The sequence below is a fragment of the Pseudohongiella sp. SYSU M77423 genome (assembly GCF_029911965.1).
GTDB lineage: Bacteria > Pseudomonadota > Gammaproteobacteria > Pseudomonadales > Pseudohongiellaceae > Pseudohongiella.
This window is the reverse complement of the sequence record NZ_JARYTH010000001.1, coordinates 664,663-686,438: the sequence shown is the minus strand read 5'-3', so window position 1 is coordinate 686,438 and position 21,776 is coordinate 664,663. Positions and strand designations below refer to the sequence as shown.

Below are 21,776 nucleotides of genomic sequence, written 5' to 3'. Positions count from 1 at the left end.
TTGGCGCTGCTGACGTTTTTCTTTTTTGTTGAAGAATAGGTAATGATTTAAATGGATATAACCAAGCTGCTGACCTTCTCTGTAAACAATGGAGCATCGGATCTCCATCTGGCGGCGGGCATGCCACCATTGATCCGCGTTGATGGCGATATGCGCAAAATCGATTTGCCTGTTATGGACCACAAGACGGTGCAGGGGCTGATCTATGAAATCATGTCCGACCGGCAACGCAAAGACTATGAAGAGTTCATGGAAACGGATTTTTCATTCGCGATATCGGGTGTGGCCCGTTTTCGTGTGAACGCGTTTACGCAGAATCGGGGCGCTGCGGCTGTTTTCCGGACTATCCCGGACAAGGTGCTGACAATGGAGCAGCTTGGGATGGGCAAGGTGTTTGAAACCATCGCCAGTCTCAGCAGAGGCCTGGTACTGGTTACGGGCCCGACGGGTTCGGGCAAGAGCACTACGCTGGCAGCGATGATCGATTTCATTAACAAGTCGCGCTATGAACACATCCTGACCATAGAAGACCCCATCGAATTTGTGCACGAAAGTCACAAGTGTCTGGTCAACCAGCGTGAAGTACAACGTGATACCCTGGGATTTAACCAGGCCCTGCGCTCAGCACTGCGTGAGGACCCCGATATTATTCTGGTGGGTGAGTTGCGTGATCTGGAAACCATCCGTCTGGCACTGACGGCTGCTGAAACAGGACACCTGGTATTTGCAACACTGCATACCAGTTCTGCCGCCAAGACCATTGACCGTATTGTGGACGTTTTCCCGGCTAGCGAGAAAAGCATGGTGCGTTCGATGTTGTCAGAATCCTTGCAGGCCGTCATTTCACAGACGCTCCTGAAGAAGAAAGGTGGGGGCCGTGTCGCGGCTCATGAAATCATGATGGCCACACCCGCCATACGTAACCTGATTCGAGAGGACAAGATCGCGCAGATGTACTCGGCGATTCAGACTGGCGCCGGGGTGGGAATGCGCACCCTGGATCAGTGCCTGAAGGAGCTGGTTACTGCCGGTACCGTCGAAGTCGAGATTGCGCGCAGCAAGGCGAAGATGCCGGATAGTTTCTAGTGCAGGTCACGCGCTTGCTGCCCGGAAACTGTCATCAGGCCAGGGGTAGCTGCTGGTTTATTCGCTGGACGTCCGGGACGGCTGCGGGATAGACGCCTGCAGGCGATCGACCTTGTCATTGAGTTCACGAATCAGCACCAGCATTTCCTCACGTTCGGCATGCGCGGCATTTTCTTTTTCGTCGCGACGGCGATTCTCTTCTTCGTAGTGACTTTCCTGCATGGTGCTGACGATGATACCGATAAACAGGTTCAGCACAACAAAGGCTGTTATCAGGACAAAACTGATAAAGAACATCCAGGCATAGGGGTAAATCGCCATGACCGGTCGCGATACACCTTCTGACCAGCTTTCCAGTGTCATCACCTGGAACAGCGTATAGAGTGTGCGGCCCAGCGTTCCAAAGTCTTCAGGGAAGCGTTCGGCGAACAGTTGCGTGCCCATGACGCCAAAAATATAGAACACCATTGACAGCAGAAACAGAATCCAGCCGATGCTGGGAATCGCGCGCAACAATGACTCGATGATACGGCGGAGCCGATCGATTTTGGTCAGCAATCTCAGTACCCTGAGGATACGCAGCGCACGCAGGATCGCCAATGGCCCGGTGGCAGGCAGCAGGGCAATGCCAACTATCACAATATCAAAGACATTCCAGCCGCTACGGAAGAAACGGTGTCCATAAGCGTAGAGTTTCAGCGCGATCTCGGTGACAAATATCGCCAGTACAAGCTGCTCGATTATTCTGAGCGGTTCGCCGGCAATACGCATCACGCTGGCGGAAGTTTCCAGACCCAGCGTAATCGCATTAAAGATGATCACCCCAATGATAAAATTCTGGACTATCGAGCTTTCTATCCAGCGTTCAACGCGCTGACGAAACGACTGCTTCATGACACAACCTCAAGACCTGGCGGGCAACATGCGTTCGCCAGGCTCTTATGTGTAGATCTCAATGGCCGGACATGCACAGAACAGGTTTCGGTCGCCATAAACGTTGTCGATACGATTAACCGCGGGCCAAAACTTGTTGTCACGCAGTGAGTCGACTGGGAATGCCGCTTCCTGCTTGCTGTAGGGACGGTCCCAGGAGTCGTCCATAATGTCGGCAAGTGTGTGCGGTGCATGTCGCAGCATGTTGTTCTCGGCGTCCAGTTCACCAGAGGCAACCCGGGCAATTTCCTGGCGGATGCAGATCATTGCCTCAATGAAGCGGTCTAGTTCTGCTTTGGGTTCGCTTTCTGTCGGTTCGATCATCAGCGTACCGGGCACCGGGAACGACATGGTCGGAGCATGAAAGCCGTAGTCCATCAATCGCTTGGCGACGTCTTCTTCGGTGATACCGGTGGCTGCCTTTAAGGGACGGAGGTCGATGATGCATTCGTGCGCGACGCGACCGTTTTTGCCAGTATAGAGAACCGGATAATGCGAGCTGAGTTGGCGCGCAATGTAATTGGCGCTGAGAATCGCGACCTGTGTGGCTTTCAGCAGGCCGGACGCGCCCATCATGGCGATATACATCCAGGAGATTGGCAGAATGCTGGCGCTGCCCCAGGGTGCCGCAGACACGGCGCCACTGTCTGGCAGGGGGCCGTCCAGCTGCACGACCGGATGGTTGGCGACAAAAGGAGCCAGGTGTTTCTTGATGCCGATTGGCCCCATGCCGGGTCCGCCACCACCGTGTGGAATACAGAAAGTTTTGTGCAGATTGACGTGGGAAACATCGGCACCGATATCGCCAGGGCGTGATACGCCTACCTGAGCATTCAGGTTGGCACCATCCATGTATACCTGGCCACCGTGATCGTGCACGATCTGACAAATGTCCTTGACCGACTCTTCGAACACGCCGTGCGTGGACGGGTAGGTGATCATCAATGCTGCCAGGGTGTCACTGTACTGCTCTGCTTTCGCTTTCAGGTCATTGATGTCGATGTTGCCATTCTTGTCGCAGGCGACAACCACAACTTTCATGCTCAGCATTTGTGCGCTGGCCGGGTTCGTCCCGTGGGCCGAGCTTGGAATCAGGCACACATTGCGGTGCTGCTGTCCCTGGCTGTCGAGGTAGCGGCGTATGGCCAGCAGCCCGGCGTACTCGCCCTGGGCACCGGAATTTGGCTGCATGCTGACGGCGTCGAATCCACAGATTTCGGCCAGCATATCTTCAAGCTCGCCTATCATCTGCAGGTAGCCTTTAACCTGCTCACGCGGCACAAATGGGTGCGGCTTGCTGAATTCTGGCCAGGTGACAGGCTGCATTTCTGCTGTCGCGTTCAGCTTCATGGTGCATGAGCCCAGCGGGATCATCGCGTGCGTCAACGAAAGGTCGCGGTTCTCCAGACGTTTCAGGTATCGCAGCATGTCGGTTTCGTTGTGATAGCGGTTAAACACCGGGTGCTGCAGATACTCAGATTGGCGTTGCAGGGTAGCAGGAATGCCAACGGCGTCATCCAGGCTGGCATCAATATCACTGACGTTCAGACTGCTTGCTTTATCGCCAAGGAAGACCTGCCACAGCGTGACAAGGTCCTCGACACTGCTGCATTCATCGAGGCTGACACCCAGTGTGTCTGCATCAGTGTCACGCAGGTTGACACCTGCCGCTTTGGCGCGTACCAGCACTGCCGCACGTTCAGTGCTTTCAAGGCTCACTGTCAGTGTGTCGAAAAAGCTGCTGTTCAGTTGCAGTCCGCTATTGGCGAGACCAGTCGCCAGGATTCGTGTGAGTCGGTGAATCCGCAAGGCTATTTTGCGGATGCCTTCAGGGCCATGATACATGGCATACAGAGCCGCGATGTTGGCCAGTAAAACCTGGGCCGTACAAATATTGCTGTTGGCCTTTTCCCGGCGGATATGCTGTTCACGGGTCTGCAGCGACATACGATAGGCCTGTTTGCCGCGTGCGTCGACAGAAACACCGATGATGCGGCCGGGGACCGCGCGCTTGTAGTCATCACGGGTAGCAAAGTAAGCAGCATGAGGGCCACCCATGCCCATGGGAACGCCAAAGCGCTGAGTATTGCCAACGACCACATCGGCGCCCAGTTCGCCCGGTGAGCTCAACAGAGCCAGGCTCATCAGATCGGCAGCGACACAGGCAATCGCGTCGCGCTGATGCAGTTGCTCGATAATGTCGCGCAAGTCCACCGCTTCGCCATTGCAGTTGGGATACTGGAAAATAGCGCCAAATACATCATGTTGCGCAGCCTCGGCAGCAGGTCCAACAACGATGTCGAATCCGAAACAGCTGGCGCGGGTCTTGATCACATCAATGGTCTGCGGGTAGCAGCTCTCATCGATAAAAAATACATTGGCCTTTTTGGCTTTGCTGACACGCTTCGCCAGCGCCATGGCTTCGGCTGCTGCAGTCGATTCATCCAGCAGGGAGGCGTTGGCCAGTTCCATTCCGGTCAAATCCAGGACCATCTGCTGATAGGCCAGCAAGGTCTCCAGTCGACCCTGGGAGATTTCCGGCTGATAGGGTGTGTAGGCGGTGTACCAGCCCGGATTTTCCAGCACATTGCGCAGGATTACCGGGGGAGTCACGGTGTCGTAATATCCCAGACCGATATAGGAGCGGCACAGCTGATTCTGCTGTGCCAGTTGCCGCAGTCGTTGCAGTGCCTGTTGTTCGCTGGACGGGGCGTCAAGTGCCAGCGGCCTGCCGAGCGCAATCGCTGCTGGCAGCGTTGCGCTTATCAGGGCGTCCAGTGAGGGGTAGTCCAGCTCGGCCAGCATGGCCTGGATGTCATTCTCATCCGGGCCGATATGGCGAGCAATAAAAGACTCAGAATCGTGCAGCGAGCTCAGCGGCGACTTCAGGTTCATTCACACATTCCAGCGTAGGTGTTGGCATCCAGCAGCTCTTCCAGTTCAGCCGGGTTGCTTGGCAGTATTCGGCAGATCCACCCTTCGCCGTAAGGGTCAGCATTAACAGTTTCTGGTGCATCGGTCAGGTCTTCGTTGACAGCGATGACTTCGCCAGAGATCGGTGCGTAGATATCCGAGGCAGCCTTGACTGATTCGACGACACTCATTTCGTCTTTGGCTGAGACGGTGGCGCCTTCTTCCGGCAGCTCAATGAACACGATGTCGCCCAGCAATTCCTGCGCATGATCGGAGATGCCAATTGTCACGCTGCCATCTTCTTCAACGCGTACCCATTCATGGGTGGCTGCGTATTTCAGTTCATCAGGAAAATCACTCACGGGTCGATCCTCATAGTTTTGACTGTAAACTTGGTTTGATTATCAAGGCTTGCCGGCATCAGTCGAAAATCTGCTTGCCGTGGCGGACAAAGCCGGGTTTGACGGTGCGTACGGGCACAAGCTTGCCGCGGATCTCGACCGCACACTGTGTGGTACCAGTCGGGATTCTAGCCAATGCGATAGCATGCTTCAATGTAGGTGAAAAGGTACCGCTGGTGGTGATGCCATCGGCAGTGCTGCCGTCTTCCAGCGTGCAGACAACACGCATGCCTTCGCGCAGAACACCGCGTTCTGTCATCACCAGACCGGCCAGCACCGGCAGTGAGCCATCGGTCAGCTGGTCAGCGTGCAGTGCGACTGCGCTGCGACCAACAAAGTCCCTATCCTCAGGTTTCAAGGCAATCGTCCAGCCCATATTTGCAGACAGCGGTGAGACTGACTCGTCCATCTCGTGCCCGTAAAGGTTCATGCCGGCTTCCAGGCGCAAGGTGTCGCGGGCGCCCAGGCCAATCGGACGGACGCCGGCTGTCAGCAGGGCATCCCACAACTCGGGAGCCTGTGACTCCGGCAGTATGATCTCCACGCCATTCTCGCCAGTGTAGCCAGTACGAGCTACCAGCCACTGGTCGTTTTCGGCAGCGGTGAAGGGTTTTAGCGACTGGACTGCATCAGCCAGTTCAGGCTCGCCGCGACTGCGCAAAATGTCATCAACAATTTTCAGTGCCTTGGGGCCCTGCACGGCAAGAATTGCCAGTTCGGGGCGTTCCGTGAGCGTTGCCTGGTGAGACTCGATATGTCCCTGCAGCCATGCCAGATCCTTCTCGCGGGTGGCACAGTTGACGACCAGCCGGTAGCCGTTGCGCAGGCGGTATACAATCAGGTCGTCAATCACGCCGCCCGTGTCGTTCAGCATCGCTGTATAGAGGGCCTGGCCAGGCTGGCCGAGGCGCGCGACATCATTGGCCAGCATCCAGCGCAGCCAGGGTTCGGCGTCGTCGCCGGTCACATCCACGATTGTCATGTGAGAGACATCGAAGACACCGGCATGCTGGCGCACTGCGTTGTGTTCTTCGATCAGGGAGGTGTACTGGATGGGCATATCCCAGCCGCCAAAATCAACCAGCCTCGCCCCTGCGGTGCAATGGCGGTCATAAAGAGCGGTTTTTTGTCCCACAGCGGCCTCCGGAGGCGTATTCACGCCAAAACGCAATATTTTACGGTGAAGCGAAGGGATTTAACAGGGGTAAGCGCGTCAGTCCAGCTGCGCCATGAATCGTCCGGCCCGCGGCTTGAAATTGTGCTGGCTGTCCAGCGAGAAAACCACCGAACTGGATCGGCCGACCAGCTGATCCCGCGGTATGAAGCTGTACAGACGGCTGTCTGCACTGTTGTCGCGATTATCGCCCAGCACAAAGAAATGGTCGGCCGGGACTTCGGCAGGGCCATAGCTGCGTGTCGACCGGCGTCCGTAGCCATTGGTGATCAGAGCCTGATGCGAGTCATCCACCAGGTGCTCAACGATGATGGTGCCCTCCTGGTCTTCACCGAGTACTTCATAGTCAACGATGTCGCCATTGAGAACCAGCATGTTGTTGCGCATGTAGATTGTGTCGCCCGGCACACCGATGATGCGCTTGACCAGACGCTTGCCGGCTGCCTCAGAGTCAATGATGACGATATCACCGCGCTCGGGATCAGACAGGCTCAGCAGAGAAATATCGGTAAACGGGATGCGGACATCGTAGGCAAGTTTGTTTACCCAGACTTTGTCGCCATCCAGCAGCGTGGGCTGCATGGAGCGGCCGGAAATTGAATTGAGATCAGCCACTGCGCTCTTGAAACAGACAATGGACGCGAGGATCAACAGAAACTTCTTGTTTTCGCGCCAGAAAATGGCAAGGTATCGTTTCATGCAGGCCAGCTTATCCTTTAGACTTCCGGAGTTATCGGACATTCAATAAATGCCGTTTCCCAAAGGTAGCCATATCTGAGGATTCGGTCAACCGCCTGCGATGAATCGAGTGTAATCAGCGGTTCAGGTGCCCGGCAGTGGGTCTGCCGGGCAAGAGTGGCTTTCTGAAATACAGGCTTACTGCTGGACAATGCCTGTATAAAACAGTGGGCGCGTCACAATTACTGCTCCGTCCCGGTCTTTGATGGTCAGGTTGCCGTTCAGGGTGCCATCGATATCGATTTCTGCCAGAGACTGGTCGAAGAACAGCTGGCAGACAAATCGTTTGGCAGGCGTCTCAACGCAGGTGCCTGTCACCGGTGTTCCGGCAGTCTGGGGAGCAGAGCTGCCCAGTACACCGTTGACCCGAATGTAGCGCTGGGTGAATGCAACATCCAGCTTGATGCTGTTGTAGCTCTTGTTCTGTACCGTAAACGTATTGACGCCCCAGTCGATGCGCGACTCGGTAGCAGCTGCAGCAGTGCCGGTCAGGCACAGTAAGGCGATGAAAAACGATGAAAGGTATCGCATTCCAGATATCTCCGGGAGGGTTGTTGTGACATGCAGGGTACGGCCGGTTGGACGCGGCAATACTTTGATCCTGCAATTGACTCCTGTCAATACGACTTAAGTACTGGTCGGCGCTGTTCACGCAGCATGGAGCGGCGTATACTGAGCTGTATGTATACACAGTAATCAGCGATTGGAAGCCATGCCCGGCACTCAACAGCCAGAGGCGGAAACTGGACAAATTGAAGGTGCACAACCACTGACATGTCGACTTCTTCTGTACTTTCAAACTTTCATCCGGCCAGCCGTGCCTGGTTTGCCAGCACTCTGGGCCAGCCGACGCCGGCGCAGGCCGATGCGTGGCCGGCCATTCAGGCAGGAAAGCACACTCTGATTGCAGCCCCCACCGGTAGTGGTAAAACGCTGGCTGCTTTTTACGCTGTCATTGACCGCATGGTGTGTGAAGCACAGCAGAAACCGTTGGTGACTCAGACCCGGGTCCTTTATATCTCGCCACTGAAGGCCCTCAGTAACGATATCGAGCGCAATCTCAAGCAGCCGCTGGCGGGCATTGAGGACGAGCTGTTCCTGCAGGGGGCTCATCCGGCTGACATCCGGATCGCCGTGCGCACCGGTGATACACCGCAGGCCGAGCGACAGAAAATGCTCAAAAACCCGCCCCACATCCTGGTGACCACTCCCGAATCCGTCTATTTGTTGCTGACCAGTGCGCATGGCCGCAACATGCTGCGCAGTGTCGACACCATTATTATCGACGAGATTCACGCCATGCTGGGCGACAAGCGTGGCTCACATCTGGCCCTGTCGCTTGAGCGCCTGCAGGCCCTGACGGGACGCCCGCTGCAGCGCATCGGCCTGTCCGCTACGCAAAAACCGATGTCGCTGGTCGCCAATTATCTGGTTGGCGCAAGGAGCGGAGAGCCTGCCGCCGCGCCGGTCATCGTGGATACAGGGCACCGTCGCACGCTGGATATCAATATTGAAGTCCCTGCCTCGCCGTTGACCGCTCTGATGAGCAACGAGGTGTGGGGCGAGTTGTACGAACGGCTGGTGGAGCTCATTCAACAGCACCGCACAACCCTGGTGTTTGTTAACACCAGACGCCTGTCCGAACGTCTGGCGCTGGCGCTGTCTGAGCGACTGGGCGCCGACAGTCTGTATGGCGAGGCTGGCGCGTCCCTGGTCAGCTCCCACCATGGCAGTATGAGCAAGGAGCGGCGGCATAACGCCGAGCAGCAACTGAAGGCGGGCAAACTGAAGGTGCTGGTGGCCACTGCATCCATGGAATTGGGCATCGATATTGGTGCTGTGGATCTGGTGGTGCAGTTCTCGTCGCCGCACAGCATTGCGACATTCCTGCAACGGGTAGGCCGCAGCGGCCACCATGTCGGCGGAACCCCTAAAGGCATTCTGTTTCCGCTGACACGAGACGACCTGGTGGAATGCAGCGCTCTGGTGGACAGCGTGCGACGAGGTGAGCTGGACCGCATCATCATGCCTGAGCAGCCATTGGACATCCTGGCGCAGCAGATTGTTGCTGAGCTGGCGGCGCGGCAGGACGAAGATGTGTCAGCACAGCCGCTGGATGAGCTGTATCAATTGATGACACAGGCCTGGCCTTATCGTGCGCTACCCCGCGAGCAGTTTGATCAGTTGGTAAAAATGCTGGCAGATGGTTATTCAACTCGACTGGGGCGCCGTGGTGCCTGGCTGCATCTGGATCGTATCAATGGCAGAGCCAGCGCCCGTCGGGGTGCCCGGCTGACGGCGCTGACCAATGGCGGTGCAATTCCCGACATGTTCGACTATCAGGTGGTGTTGGACCCTGATGACATTGTGGTGGGCTCACTCAATGAGGACTTTGCGCTGGAAACCCTGCCCGGGGACATATTTGCGCTGGGCACCCATGCCTGGCAGATGGTACGCGTGGATGGGCTTAAGGTTCGGGTACGTGACGCGCACGGTCAAAAATCCACTGTACCGTTCTGGCTGGGCGAAGGGCCGGGGCGTACCACTGAGCTGTCTGAAGCGGTATCCAGGCTGCGCGTAGAGATCGACGAACGGCTGATAGATGATGCGCCGGAGGCGGCCATCCAATGGCTGGTCAAAGAGGTCGGGCTGCCGATTTCGGCAGCGTCCCAGGTAGTCGACTACCTCAGGGCTGGACGAAATGCCCTGGGCATGATGCCGACACGGGATCGCATTGTGATGGAGCGTTTTTTTGACGAAGTGGGTGACATGCATGTTGTGATACATGCTCCGTTTGGCAGTCGTCTCAACAAGGCCTGGGGGCTGGCGCTGCGCAAACGCTTCTGTCGTACGTTCAACTTTGAGCTGCAGGCTGCTGCCAACGAAGACAGTATTGTTATCTCGCTGGGTTCTGTACACAGTTTTCCGCTGGACGAAGTGTTCCACTACCTGCACAGTAATTCAGCAACCGATGTGCTGACCCAGGCCCTGCTGGATGCACCAATGTTTGAAGTACGCTGGCGCTGGAATGCCACACGGTCACTGGCGATTCAACGCAATCGCAGTGGCAAACGGGTTCCGCCGCAGTTTCAGCGCATGGATGCCGAGGACCTGGTGGCTCAGGTGTTTCCGGATCAGATTGCCTGTCAGGAGAACCTCACAGGCAAACGCGATGTGCCGGATCATCCACTGGTTGTGCAGACCATCAATGACTGTCTGACAGAAGCCATGGACATTGAAGGTTTGCTGGCGCTTTTGCAGCAGATGGAGGCAAGCCAGGTCGAGCTGGTGGCACTGGACCTGCGCGAACCCTCACCGTTTGCACAGGAAATCATTAACGCCAGCCCCTACGCATTCCTTGATGATGCGCCTTTTGAAGAGCGCCGCACTCTGGCCATTCGCAATCGAAGCTGGGTGGATCCTGCGGAGTCAGACGCCTACACCCGTCTGGACGAAGCAGCCATTGCGCGCGTCAGGGATGAAGCCTGGCCGCTGGTTCGCGATGTTGATGAATTGCACGATGCCCTGTACTGCGCAGGTTTCATGACTTGCGATGAGTTAGGCCGGGTTATTGGTGGCGATCGCCTGTACCGGCAATTGCTGGAGCAAGGGCGCGTCTGTGCCATAAAGGCGGAAAGCATGCCGGGCGAGCTGTTGATTACGGCAGAAATGCTGCCGGTTTTCCGCCAGGTATTCGAGTCGCTGCAGAGCACACCCGAAATTGAGCTGCCGGCAGACATGCTGACAGAGGCCGGGTCTGAAGAAGATGCGATTCAGACCATCATTCGGCGTCGGCTGGATGTCCTAGGGCCGGTCACCGCCGCCTGCCTGTCCGACAATAGTGGAATTCCCGTCAATCAGGTAGACATGGCGCTGATGGTGCTGGAGCGACAGGGCTTTGCCTTCCGTGGCCGGTTTACACCTGGCAGTGTCGCAAATGACGACCCGGCTACACTGGAGTGGTGTGAGCGCCGCCTGCTGCAGCGCATCCATCGCTACACACTGGATGCTCATCGCGAAGCCATCAAACCGGTTTCCCTGCAGGCCTATACCTGCTATCTGTTTGAGCATCATGAGCTGCGGCAACAGACACTGCAGCCGCGGCCGCAGCCATTGCCGTCAGCGGCGGCTGCGCAGGCCATACTGGAGAGAACCCTGGAACGTCTTGACGGTGTGGCAGCGCCTGCGGCGGCGTGGGAGGGCGAAATCTTCCCGGCCCGGATGGCGCTGTATGACCCAGGCTGGCTGGATATCCTTTGTACATCGGGCCGGTTGACCTGGGGGCGTTACTTACCACCTGCTCAGTTAACCGCAGTTCGGGCCGACAGTCGACGTGCCGCAGGTCCCATCAAGACCACGCCGATTACCCTGTCGTCGCGTCAGTTGATGGCCAGCTGGCAGCAGTTACATGGTGGCGCCTGGCAGGATCAGGCCCGGCTCAGCAGCAATGCCGAGCGTGTCCTCGACGACCTGAAACAGCGCGGCGCCAGCTTCTTTCATGAAATACGGCAGCGTACCGGCCTGTTGGCAGCCCAGCTGGAGCAGGCCTTATCTGAACTTGCTGCGGCTGGCAAGCTGACCAGCGATGGCTTCACCGGATTGAGGGCGCTGCTGACCCCTGATGCACGTAAACCATCCACCAAAGGCAGCCAGGGTCGCTCGGGACGCAGCCGGTCGCGTGGCTACAGTGTCGAAGATGCCGGACGCTGGTCTTTGCTGTATCCACCCGATGCAGGCCCGTTGAATGACGAAATGACTGAAGAACTGATCATGGTATATTTGCTGCGCTGGGGTGTGATCAGCCGGCAAATTGTGTCACGTGAAAGTGCGGCCCCGGCCTGGCGCGACCTGTTGACAGTGCTAAGGCGACTGGAGTTGCGTGGCACCTTGCGTGGCGGGCGGTTTATCGAAGGCCTGGGGGGCGAGCAGTTTACGCTGCCAGAAAATGTCGCTCCTTTGCGTGAGCAGGCACGCAAGCTGAGAGAGCGCGACACGTCAGACTGGTCGACGGCTGACTACTGCAGTCTGGCAGCAACTGATCCGGTGAATCACCTGGCGCTGTTTTTGCCGGAAATGAAGCTTGCCAGAACCAGTCGCAACCGTGTCTTGTATAAAAACGGTGTACCTGTCGCTGTTCTTGATGGCGCCAGGGTAAAGTTCCTGCGTGAAATACCCGCTGAACACCAGTGGGCGCTAGAGCAATTATTGCGTCGTCAGGAAATCAATCCGCGGCTGCGATCCTATCTGGCCAACAGTTGAATGTAGGTTGCAGGCGAGTACCGATCCTGACCTGTAGCCATTAGCAGAACCACAAACAAGGAGAACAAGCGCATGTTGTCAGTTACGGAATCCGCGCGCCGCACTTGGCGCACGTTTGGCTTGCTGGTTTGCTGGACGATGGCGGCAGGCCTTGGCTCGCTTGTTCATGCGCAGCCAGAGTGGGATGCAGAGACCAGCCAGACGCTGGATGGTGCAAGTTTCCACGACGGTTATTTCGATTATTACTACCAGCCCGCAACCGGGCGGCTGTTTCTGGTGGTTGATCGCCTTGATCAACAGTTCCTCTATGTGAACTCATTATCGACCGGTGTTGGCTCCAATGATATAGGCCTGGATCGCGGACAGATTGGCGACAGTCGTGTTGTACAGTTCGAGCAGCACGGCAATAAAGTTTTCCTGAAGCATATCAATCTCGATTTTCGCGCCGATTCCGATAGTTTCATGGAGCGACTGTCTGTTCAGGAGGCTTTTGCCGAATCGATTCTGGCTGGCTTTGAAGTGGTAGACAGTCAGGATGGCGTGGCCCTGATCGACATGACAGACTTTCTGCTCAGCGACGCGCACGGTGTGGTGACGACGCTGCAGAATTTGCAGCAGGGCAGCTACAGTCTCGACAAAGCGCGCTCTGCCATTTATCTGGAGCGGACCAGAAACTTTCCATTAAATACCGAGTTTGAAGCGCAGCTGACCTTTGCAGGCAACTCGCCCGGCGCCTGGGTACGCTCGGTAACACCGACACCGCAGGCCATCACAGTCAGACAGCATCACTCGTTTGTGCAACTGCCTGACGATGAGTACCAGCCGCGTGCCTTCCATCCGGCTTCGGGCTTCTGGTCTCGCGGATTCCAGGACTTTGCTGCACCAATCAACGAAGACATGACGCGCCGCTTCATACCCCGACATCGTCTGCAGAAGCGCAATCCCGACGCGGCTGTCAGTGAGCCCGTGACACCGATTATTTATTATCTGGATCCTGGCGTACCCGAACCGGTACGCAGTGCATTGCTGGATGGCGCACGATGGTGGAATGCTGCCTTTGAGGCAATTGGCTATGTCGATGCGTTTCAGGTGGAGTTGCTGCCAGAAGATGCCGACCCCATGGATATTCGCTACAACGTTATTCAGTGGGTACACAGATCCACGCGCGGCTGGTCCTATGGCTCCAGTGTGGTTGACCCCCGCACCGGCGAAATCATCAAAGGCAAGGTGACACTTGGCTCATTAAGAGTGCGGCAGGATTACCGCATCGCTCAGTCACTGGTTGGCCTGGCATCGGAAGGTTCCGACCAGGCCATACAGGAGCTTGCACTGGCCCGGATTCGTCAACTTTCCGCACACGAAGTCGGTCATACGCTGGGCATCGCCCACAACTTTGCGGCCAGTGTTAATGACCGTGCCTCCGTCATGGACTACCCGCATCCGCTGCTGGATATCACTGATCAGGGCGTACTCGACGCACTGGATGCTTATGATGTTGGTCTTGGTGCCTGGGATTTTCAGACTATAAAGTATGGTTACTCGGAGTTTGCCAGCGAGGATCAGGAGGCGCAGGGTCTTGCTGCCATTCTGCAGGAGAACAAGGACGCCGGCCTGTTGTATATCACCGATCTTGACAGCCGTGCGGCCGGTGGCGCGCATCCCCTGTCGCATATGTGGGATAACGGCGCCGATCCGGTAGTCGAACTGCAACACCTTCTGGATGTCCGCGGATCTGCTCTGCAGCGCTTCGGCGCCGCCAATCTGAAACCCGGTCAGCCTTATGGTGAGCTGGAGGACATTCTTGTTCCCCTGTATCTGCTGCACCGTTATCAGGTTGAGGCAGTCCATCGACTGGTGGGCGGCACCTACTACGAGTACTCAGTTTATGATGGACAGGTCGCCGAGTCAGAGCAGGTCATTCCGGTCGCTGCGGATATGCAGCAGCGTGCTCTGGATGCCTTGTTGCTGACCCTGACGCCAGAGCAACTGATGCTGCCACCCGAGATACTGGCGATGATTCCTCCGCGGCCTCCAGGTTATGGCCGGACCCGCGAAAGTTTTCCACTGCGCACTGCGCTTGGCCTGGATTTCCTGAGCATCGCCGAGACGGCGGCGGACCACACGGTCAGCGGGATTCTGCAACCGCAGCGGCTGGCGCGAATCAACAATCTCAACATGCTGGACGACTCACTGCCCTCTGTACATGATGTGCTGACCCGTTTGCTGGAAGGTACTCTCTATCAACAACGTCAGGCCGGGCAGTCTGGTGCCGTACAGCGGGCTGTGGATCACGTCGTCCTTTATCATCTGCTGTCTCTCGCAGCAGATGACCAGGTTGGCAATCAGGTCAAAGCAGCCATTCACCTGCAGCTGGAAACACTGGAAGAGTGGCTGGATGATGCGGTGGACCAATCCCGCGATCGCGACTGGCAGGCGCATTATCAATTGAGCCTGGATGCGATTGATAGCTGGCGTGACAGTGGTGGTGAGACTATGCTGCTGACTGCGCCGCTGGCGATGCCGCCGGGCGCCCCGATATGAGATAACATGGTGAGATCAGGTCTCCGACTTGAGAGAAAAGCCTGTGGTCCTGTCACAAGGTGGCTAACAGCCTGCTAAACAACTGAACAAGGTAAAACAACAATTAGTGTGTCAGTGTTTATTTAATAGCCAGACAGGAGGGTAGCAAGATGAAAAAAATGGTCGTCGCAATTATAGCGGCTTATGCCGTGTGGACAGTTATCTGGCTGGTGGGCAATGCGACACTGTTTGCCGATGTGGCGGCGCAGTCTGCAGATGGCACACCGGTGACGGCAGTCGGCGTGCTACTGGGTATTCTATTGCTGAGTATCATCTGTTCCCTGGCCGCCGGGGTGGTGGCCGCCCGACTGGATCGTGCAAACGCGTTTCGGGCAGTGCTGATCACCGGCGTGCTGCTGGTGCTCACTGGTGTTGGTGTTCAGGCTAGTGTCTGGGAATTGATGCCTGTGTGGTATCACCTCAGCTTTTTGATTTTGATTGTGCCGGTTGCGCTTCTGGGTGCCCGGCTGGTAAGTGGCTCAAGTGCCGACGAGTGAGAGAATAAACAATGAAAAACCTGTTTGACCTGACCCCGCCCTCATTGCCCATCGTTGACAGCGATATCCGCTTCCCCGTGAATCGCGTTTTTTGTGTTGGTCGCAATTACGCCGACCATGCCCGGGAAATGGGCGCGGACCCCAGTCGTGAGGCACCGTTCTTTTTCAGTAAACCTGCCTGTGCGGTCTGGACGCCTGATGGCGAAGTGCCTTATCCCCCGCGAACCCGGGATCTGCATCACGAGGGAGAGCTGGTGGTTGCGCTGCAGCAGGGAGGCAGCCGACTGTCACTGCCACAGGCGCAGGCCGCCGTTTATGGTTATGCCGTCGGTGTCGATTTTACGCGACGTGATTTGCAGGCAGAGGCCAAATCAAAGGGTAGACCCTGGGATGTCGCCAAGGGCTTCGATGCCTCTGGTCCGGTGTCGCCATTAACGCCTGTCAGTGACACGGGCTGGCTGGAAAAGGGGGCGATCCGGTTGTCTGTCAACGGTCAACTGCGCCAGCAGGGCGACCTGGCAGACATGATATGGAAAGTCGATGAAATCATTGTTGAACTGTCGACGCTGTTTACTCTGCAGCCCGGCGATCTTATTTTCACTGGAACACCCGCTGGTGTCAGCGCAGTGCTGCCAGGCTATCAGGTTGAAGTGACGATTGATGGGCTGCCAAAACTGGCGTTCAGGATGGTGTAGCGGGTGATACGGCTGGCAATCCGGCCAGCCAGCTCTCCAGTATCAGGCGCGCGGCAATACTGTCGACGGCGTCGTCACGATTGCCTCGCAGTATTTCACCCCGGGCGACGAAGGATGTCAGCCGCTCGTCAATCCCAAAGCAGGGTTTGTGCAGCTGCCCTTCCAGGCGTTTGCCAAACTTGCGTGCCCGCAGCAGTAAATCACTCTCGGAATCATCCATGTTGTAGGGCAGTCCTACCACAAAAACATCGGGCTGCCAGCGCGTGACCAAAGCCCGCAGCATGTCCCAGTCAGGGATACCATCGCGGGCGGGGATGATGGGCAGGGCCTGCGCAGTCCCCGTCAGTGACTGGCCGACAGCGACGCCGATACGTTTGGTGCCGAAGTCAAAACCCAGGACTGTCAGGTGTTTCTGGACGCGCGAGGGATAGCTGTCCATTGCGTCAGGAATGTCCAGTCAAAGAGGACAATTGACTCAGGCTCACGCCCAGAATGCCGGCCGCTGCTTTGGCCATATTGTCAAAGTCTTCAGAGAACAGAATTTCAGGGTCGGCTGGCACTGTAAGCCAGGCATTGTCCGAAATTTCCTGCTCCAGCTGTCCGCTTTCCCAGCCCGCACATCCCAGCGCGATCAGGTAGCGGTCCGGTCCTTCACCGCGTGCGATGGCCTGCAGAATATCCTTGGACATCGAAAGGCTGACGTCATCATTGACGCGCATGGTGTATTCCCACTCATCCGTCGTCGGGTGCACGATAAAGCCTTTGCTGCGTTCCACGGGGCCACCGGCCATCACTTTTTTCTCGGACAGTCTGGCAACCATGTCATCGCTTACGGTTATCTTCAGCTCACTCATCAGGTCTGAAATAGGAAGCCGCGAGCAGCGGTTGATGACAACGCCCAGTGCGCCATTATCGTCATGGCGCCACAGGTAGGTGACAGTGCCATTAAAGTTGGGGTCGCGCAGCTGAGGCATGGCGATCAGAAAATGGTGTTCAAGACTGGTGGCGTTTTCTTCGATTGCTTTGTGCATACTGCCCATGAATACGTCTCCTGGTTCACTGACTGCTAAAAGCATTTCCGGGTCTGAATCGCCATGTGCGGATGATTTCCAGAATATCAACCTCGCCGCGCAACTCTTCTGGAAAAGGATCGAACGGCGCTGCCAGTTGCACAATTTCCACAGCCGCCATGTCCAGTAGCTGGTGTCCTGATCCCTGCAGGATGCGGATTTCCGCGACGCTGCCGTTCGGGCGCAGCGCGACCATCATGCGCAGGCTGCCATAAATGTCATTCTGACGTGCTTCTTCAGGATAGTGCTGATTGCCGACCAGCTCAATGCGTTTGCGCCAGTTGTCGAGATACAGCGCATCATGTCGTTGCTGCGTGGATGCCGAGGAAATGGTGTAGCGCCGGGGCCGGTTGGCATAAGCCTGCTGCTGATGATCAAGCTGGGCCTGCAGGCTGGCGATGGCCATGGCAATTTCTTCGGGCGAAGAATCTTCGGAGAGCAGTCGTGAGTCCTGTTCATCGCGCGATTCCAGTTGCTGGCTCTGCTGTTGATCAGCATCGGTACTGGTTACAACACGAACGTCCTCACGTCGCTGTGCGGCAGGCGCTGGCGTCGGGATGGGTTGTACCTGCTGTATGGACTCATCGTAGATGGGGGACTCAAACGGTGTTGCCGGAGCCGCCGTATCTTCCAGCGAGCCGCTGCCCTGCTGATTCGCCTGCGCGATAAAGTCCGCCTGCTCCGGTGCCTGCTCACTCTGAAACTGCGCCAGCGTTATCTCGATGGCCGGCGTCGATGGTCGTTCGCTCAAAAAGCTGAAACCGACACCGGCGATCACGATGACGTGAAAACAGGCCGAGATAAAGATGGTGAATCCGAAGCGTTCTTTTTCCATAACAAACTACAGCTGAACGTGGTCAGAATCAGGCCTGGCCCAGACGTGCAGCGATGACGTCCATCAGGTCGCCTGCAATATCAAGGTCGTGGGCCGCGTTAATTTCGCGTACGCAGGTCGGGCTGGTGACATTGATTTCCGTCAGGTAATCACCAATCACATCCAGTCCCACAAACAGCAGTCCACGCGCCTTGATGCTGTCACGTACCTGTTCGCAGATCCAGCGGTCCCGATCTGACAGTGGCTGCGCAATGCCACTGCCGCCAGCTGCCAGGTTGCCACGGCTTTCGCCTATCGCGGGAACTCTGGCAAGCGCATAAGGAACAGGTTCGCCATCAATGAGAAGGATGCGCTTATCCCCTTTGACGATTTCCGGTATGTAGCGCTGCGCCATGATCGGGCTGCGGCCGTGCTGGGTGAGCATTTCCAGAATCACACTGATATTGGTGTCGTCGTTACGCACCCGAAAAATGGAACTGCCGCCCATGCCATCCAGAGGTTTAAAAATCACATCACCGTGGGATTTGTGGAATGCCTTGAGCTTGTCGGCACGGGCGCTGACCAGAAACGGAGGACAGCATTGCGGGAACTGGGTAGCAAACATTTTTTCGTTGCAGTCGCGCAGAGCCTGCGGTTTGTTGACGATCAAAGTGCCTACCTGTTCAGCGCGTTCCAGCAGATAGGTGGAGTAGATGTAGTTGCTGTCGAACGGGGGGTCTTTGCGCATCAGGATGACATTAAGCTCAGACAGCGGACGCTCAACCGCCTCACCCATTTCGTACCATTTATTGGGGTCGTAAGCGACCGAAAGGGGGCGCATATGACCCATGGCAGTTTCGCCCTGCAGATACAGGTCGCCCTGTTCCATGTAAAAAAGCTCCCAGCCGCGCTCCTGAGCGGCAACCAGCATGGCAAGGCTGGTGTCCTTTTTGTAGCTAATCTGGCTGATGGGGTCCATCACAATGCCCAGTTTGATCTGCATGACGCGAAAGTCTCCGGTGATAGTGCGATGGCCCATCATAACATGATTGCCTGACTGCCCCGCGTGGTGCTGCACACACTCTTTTTGTCTGCTAAAACATTGAGAAGAGGTGTCACGGACAGAAGCGCGATCAGGGAGGATCGGATGAACCAGCAAAGCAGGGTGGCAGACGGGGATCACCAGAACCGGGGAGGGGCGCTGGCGCAGGCGGCTGAGCCTCTGAAGATAGTGCTGGCCGAGTCAGCGGGGGCCACCCGCCAGCGCATGCAGCAGGTGCTGAAAGGTCACGATTATCATGTCACCTGTGTGGAGGATGGCTTTGAGGTGTTGTGTCGACTGCCAGAACTTCGGCCCGATATTCTGATGATGTCCTGTGCGCTGCCCCGTCTCAGTGGTGCGCAGGTGTGTACATTGCTACGCCAGTCACCCGACTTTTCGGAGCTGCGTATCGTGCTGCTGTCCGAGCAGCCAAATTTCCTGGATTCCGTCAACGCAGAGCGCGTGGCTGCGGATGGCTGCCTGCCCAAGCCGTTTCGCAGCAGTGAGCTGAGCGCTGTGCTGAGTGGGTTGGCGGCCAGGGCAGAGGCGGCCGCACTGTAGTGTCGCTGATACTGCTTATTGACGACAATCAGCATACGCGCTTGGCCACCACTGAGTTGTTGCAGGACCAGGGTTGGAAGGTGGTCGCGGCAGATACGCTGCAGGCTGCCAGGCGACTGCTGGTTTCTGCCGGACGCAAGCCCCAGCTGCCCGATCTGTGCCTGGTAGAGCTGGTGCTTCGCAGGGGTAACGGCTTCACGGCAGGAGCCTTGCTCGCCAGGCACTGGCGAGACCGGATTAGTGCGGTGCCAACGCTGCTGATCAGTGATCGGCTGCAATCTGCGGACACGGCCTGGGCGCGGGCGCGTGGCATGTCAGGTGTTGTTTCACGCTGCAGTGGCCCTCGGGGGATGGTCAGACAGATCAGCCAGTATCTGCAGGGACAGCCCGAATCCAGGAGCCACGATCTGGTTGCCAATACGCAAAAGTGCGATGCTGAAGCAACGCCGAGTGGCGCTGATGATTGTGTCGCGGCGCTGGCAACGCTGCTCCTGGCGTCATTGCGGCAGTTGCTGGCTCAGGCCATGCAGATTCCACCCGACAGAGACGAATCGATCGCAGAGTGGCGACAGGCGGCGATGACGTCACTGCAAGGGATCAGGCACTGCTGGTGTTTCCTGCCAAATGCTGTCTCTTTCGGACAACAAGGGCAGATGAATGAGCTGCAGCCTGCCGACGCCAGAGCGCTTTGTGGCATGGTGCTAAAGGCAGTTGAAACACTGGCATCGTTTGTTGATTGTCGCCAGGCTTGTGACTGGATGGGTCCACGGCAACGTTGCAAAGCCGCACTGGCGGAGCAGCTGGAACTCTGTCGCGAAAGGAACAACGACGGTCAGCAAAACGCTTCACTGACTCACGCGGCGCGGGCCGCACTTGGCTTGCACGCTGTCGGAGTGGCCAATACCCGAGGCTGGCTGCTGCTGATACTGAGGATGCTCTACTTTCCCCACGCACGGAGTGCGTCTGCCTGGCAAACTCTGTCAACCGCACTTCAGACAAATGACATGTTTGAGCCGCTTGACGGGTCAGAGCAGGACCCCGCAGATCTTCTTTCCACTGCGGATACGGCAGAGCGACTGCGGCATCATGTGTCCAGCATGCTGGCAGAATCCCGGGCGCAGCTACCAGACCGGACCGTGCAGGCCGAATTCTGGTACAAATTGTCTGCGCTGCTGCGAATGCAGGAAAATCAGCCCGTCCTTTTGATTGTGGTGACAGACAGCTGGTACCGTCACAATGCGCTCGCCCGGCATACGATGCCATCAGGCTTTGTCGACTCATTGCGCTGCTTTCAGTCGCTGCTTGATCCCGGCTTATCCGAGATTGAGAAAATTGACCAGGCTTTGACTGTCGTCAGGCTTAGCCTCGCCAGTACAGGTGCTGAGCTCGCCCTGAGCCAGAGCGAGCAGCTGGAACTCGCATCCAACCTGTACTGGCTACCGCATTCCCGGGATTGGGCGGCAGGCTTGAGTGCGGAACAGGCGGACCTGGATCTATTTGTCGAAGAACTGGGGCGTGAGCTGAACACGGTCTGCGAGGCGGCTGCCCGACTTGAGATTGCTCCACTGGGGTCCTTAAGTCTTGTGTTATTACAATTCTACCGGGTAATCCAGTTGCAGCCTGCCCTGTTAACTCAGACGACAATTCGCCGTACGCTGATCATTGCGCAGCATCAACTGTGCAAAATGCTGGATCGGGTCGCCGCGTGGCAACAGGCCGATCCCGTTGGTCTCCTAGTGGAGCGTCTCTATCGTCTTCTGGAGCCGGGCGCAACAGACTCGATCAATCCGTGTGCATCTGGCAGGCAATCGGCGACGTATTCAGTGCACGAGTCTGAACCCTGGGCGGCGCAGACCTGGGCCGAGTTGGACGCAGGCAATCAGCGCCTGCGGCGATTGTTGAACAGCTCTGCCGACACAGCCGGCCTGAAGCCTGTTTTGCTGGAGCTGCTGAAAATGCAGCGCGACACAATCAAGCGCCATCTTGCCTATCAGCCGCCCGGCTAAGTGGCTA

Annotated in this window: 17 protein-coding genes; 7 read left to right on the top strand and 10 right to left on the bottom strand. The window is 57.0% G+C overall.

The window, feature by feature from the left end; genetic code table 11:
- Positions 1–51: 51 nt before the first annotated feature.
- Positions 52–1,086, top strand: coding sequence for a type IV pilus twitching motility protein PilT (locus tag QGM61_RS02945; protein ID WP_281131849.1), 1,035 nt, complete (start codon positions 52–54; stop codon positions 1,084–1,086).
- 57 nt (positions 1,087–1,143) lie between these two features.
- Here QGM61_RS02945 and QGM61_RS02940 read toward each other — a convergent pair whose 3' ends face one another.
- The 6 genes from QGM61_RS02940 to QGM61_RS02915 form a co-directional block, all read right to left on the bottom strand.
- Positions 1,144–1,980, bottom strand: a complete 837-nt coding sequence (locus tag QGM61_RS02940) for an ion transporter (protein ID WP_281131848.1) — start codon at positions 1,978–1,980, stop codon at positions 1,144–1,146.
- A gap of 45 nt (positions 1,981–2,025) precedes the next feature.
- Positions 2,026–4,914, bottom strand: a complete 2,889-nt coding sequence (gcvP, locus tag QGM61_RS02935; RefSeq protein ID WP_281131847.1) for an aminomethyl-transferring glycine dehydrogenase — start codon at positions 4,912–4,914, stop codon at positions 2,026–2,028.
- Positions 4,911–5,294, bottom strand: coding sequence for a glycine cleavage system protein GcvH (gene gcvH / locus QGM61_RS02930; protein ID WP_237132895.1), 384 nt, complete (start codon positions 5,292–5,294; stop codon positions 4,911–4,913). Before gcvH ends, gcvP begins: the two co-directional genes overlap by 4 nt.
- Before the next feature lie 58 nt (positions 5,295–5,352).
- Entirely contained in the window at positions 5,353–6,468 is a 1,116-nt protein-coding gene (gene gcvT, locus QGM61_RS02925; RefSeq protein ID WP_281131846.1) for a glycine cleavage system aminomethyltransferase GcvT, read from the bottom strand.
- Between the two features lie 78 nt (positions 6,469–6,546).
- Positions 6,547–7,206 (bottom strand): signal peptidase I, encoded by a 660-nt coding sequence (lepB, locus tag QGM61_RS02920; protein WP_281131845.1) that lies wholly within the window; start codon positions 7,204–7,206, stop codon positions 6,547–6,549.
- 177 nt (positions 7,207–7,383) lie between these two features.
- Entirely contained in the window at positions 7,384–7,776 is a 393-nt protein-coding gene (locus tag QGM61_RS02915; protein WP_281131844.1) for a hypothetical protein, read from the bottom strand.
- Between the two features lie 243 nt (positions 7,777–8,019).
- On the opposite strand from QGM61_RS02915, the gene QGM61_RS02910 reads away from it, so the two are divergent.
- From QGM61_RS02910 to QGM61_RS02895, 4 genes are all read left to right on the top strand, one after another.
- Positions 8,020–12,504: a DEAD/DEAH box helicase gene (locus QGM61_RS02910; RefSeq protein WP_281131843.1), complete on the top strand. Its 4,485-nt coding sequence runs from the start codon at positions 8,020–8,022 to the stop codon at positions 12,502–12,504.
- Between the two features lie 72 nt (positions 12,505–12,576).
- Complete coding sequence (locus tag QGM61_RS02905) at positions 12,577–15,045, top strand: zinc-dependent metalloprotease (RefSeq protein WP_281131841.1); 2,469 nt, start codon at positions 12,577–12,579, stop codon at positions 15,043–15,045.
- A gap of 149 nt (positions 15,046–15,194) precedes the next feature.
- Positions 15,195–15,581 carry a hypothetical protein gene (locus QGM61_RS02900; protein ID WP_281131840.1) on the top strand — a complete coding sequence of 129 codons (387 nt, stop codon included), beginning with the start codon at positions 15,195–15,197 and terminating at the stop codon, positions 15,579–15,581.
- 11 nt (positions 15,582–15,592) lie between these two features.
- A complete protein-coding gene (locus QGM61_RS02895; protein ID WP_281131839.1) occupies positions 15,593–16,276 on the top strand; it encodes a fumarylacetoacetate hydrolase family protein in 684 nt (227 codons plus the stop codon).
- Here QGM61_RS02895 and ruvX read toward each other — a convergent pair.
- The 4 genes from ruvX to gshB are packed head-to-tail and all read right to left on the bottom strand — an operon-like array spanning position 16,263 to position 19,163.
- On the bottom strand, positions 16,263–16,715 hold the full coding sequence (ruvX, locus tag QGM61_RS02890; RefSeq protein ID WP_281131838.1) for a Holliday junction resolvase RuvX: 453 nt from the start codon (positions 16,713–16,715) through the stop codon (positions 16,263–16,265). The two genes, QGM61_RS02895 and ruvX, sit on opposite strands and share 14 nt — an antisense overlap.
- 4 nt (positions 16,716–16,719) lie before the next feature.
- Positions 16,720–17,316, bottom strand: coding sequence for a YqgE/AlgH family protein (locus QGM61_RS02885; protein WP_281131836.1), 597 nt, complete (start codon positions 17,314–17,316; stop codon positions 16,720–16,722).
- A gap of 16 nt (positions 17,317–17,332) precedes the next feature.
- Entirely contained in the window at positions 17,333–18,181 is an 849-nt protein-coding gene (locus QGM61_RS02880; protein ID WP_281131835.1) for an energy transducer TonB, read from the bottom strand.
- A gap of 28 nt (positions 18,182–18,209) precedes the next feature.
- Positions 18,210–19,163 carry a glutathione synthase gene (gene gshB, locus QGM61_RS02875; protein WP_237132906.1) on the bottom strand — a complete coding sequence of 318 codons (954 nt, stop codon included), beginning with the start codon at positions 19,161–19,163 and terminating at the stop codon, positions 18,210–18,212.
- Between the two features lie 144 nt (positions 19,164–19,307).
- Between gshB and QGM61_RS02870 the strand changes: the two genes are divergently transcribed.
- Both QGM61_RS02870 and QGM61_RS02865 read left to right on the top strand, forming a co-directional pair.
- The gene (locus QGM61_RS02870) at positions 19,308–19,763 is read left to right on the top strand and encodes a PleD family two-component system response regulator (protein ID WP_281131834.1); all 456 of its coding nucleotides are present in this window, start codon (positions 19,308–19,310) and stop codon (positions 19,761–19,763) included.
- Positions 19,763–21,769 (top strand): response regulator, encoded by a 2,007-nt coding sequence (locus tag QGM61_RS02865; protein WP_281131832.1) that lies wholly within the window; start codon positions 19,763–19,765, stop codon positions 21,767–21,769. Before QGM61_RS02870 ends, QGM61_RS02865 begins: the two co-directional genes overlap by 1 nt.
- The last annotated feature ends 7 nt before the right edge of the window (positions 21,770–21,776 follow it).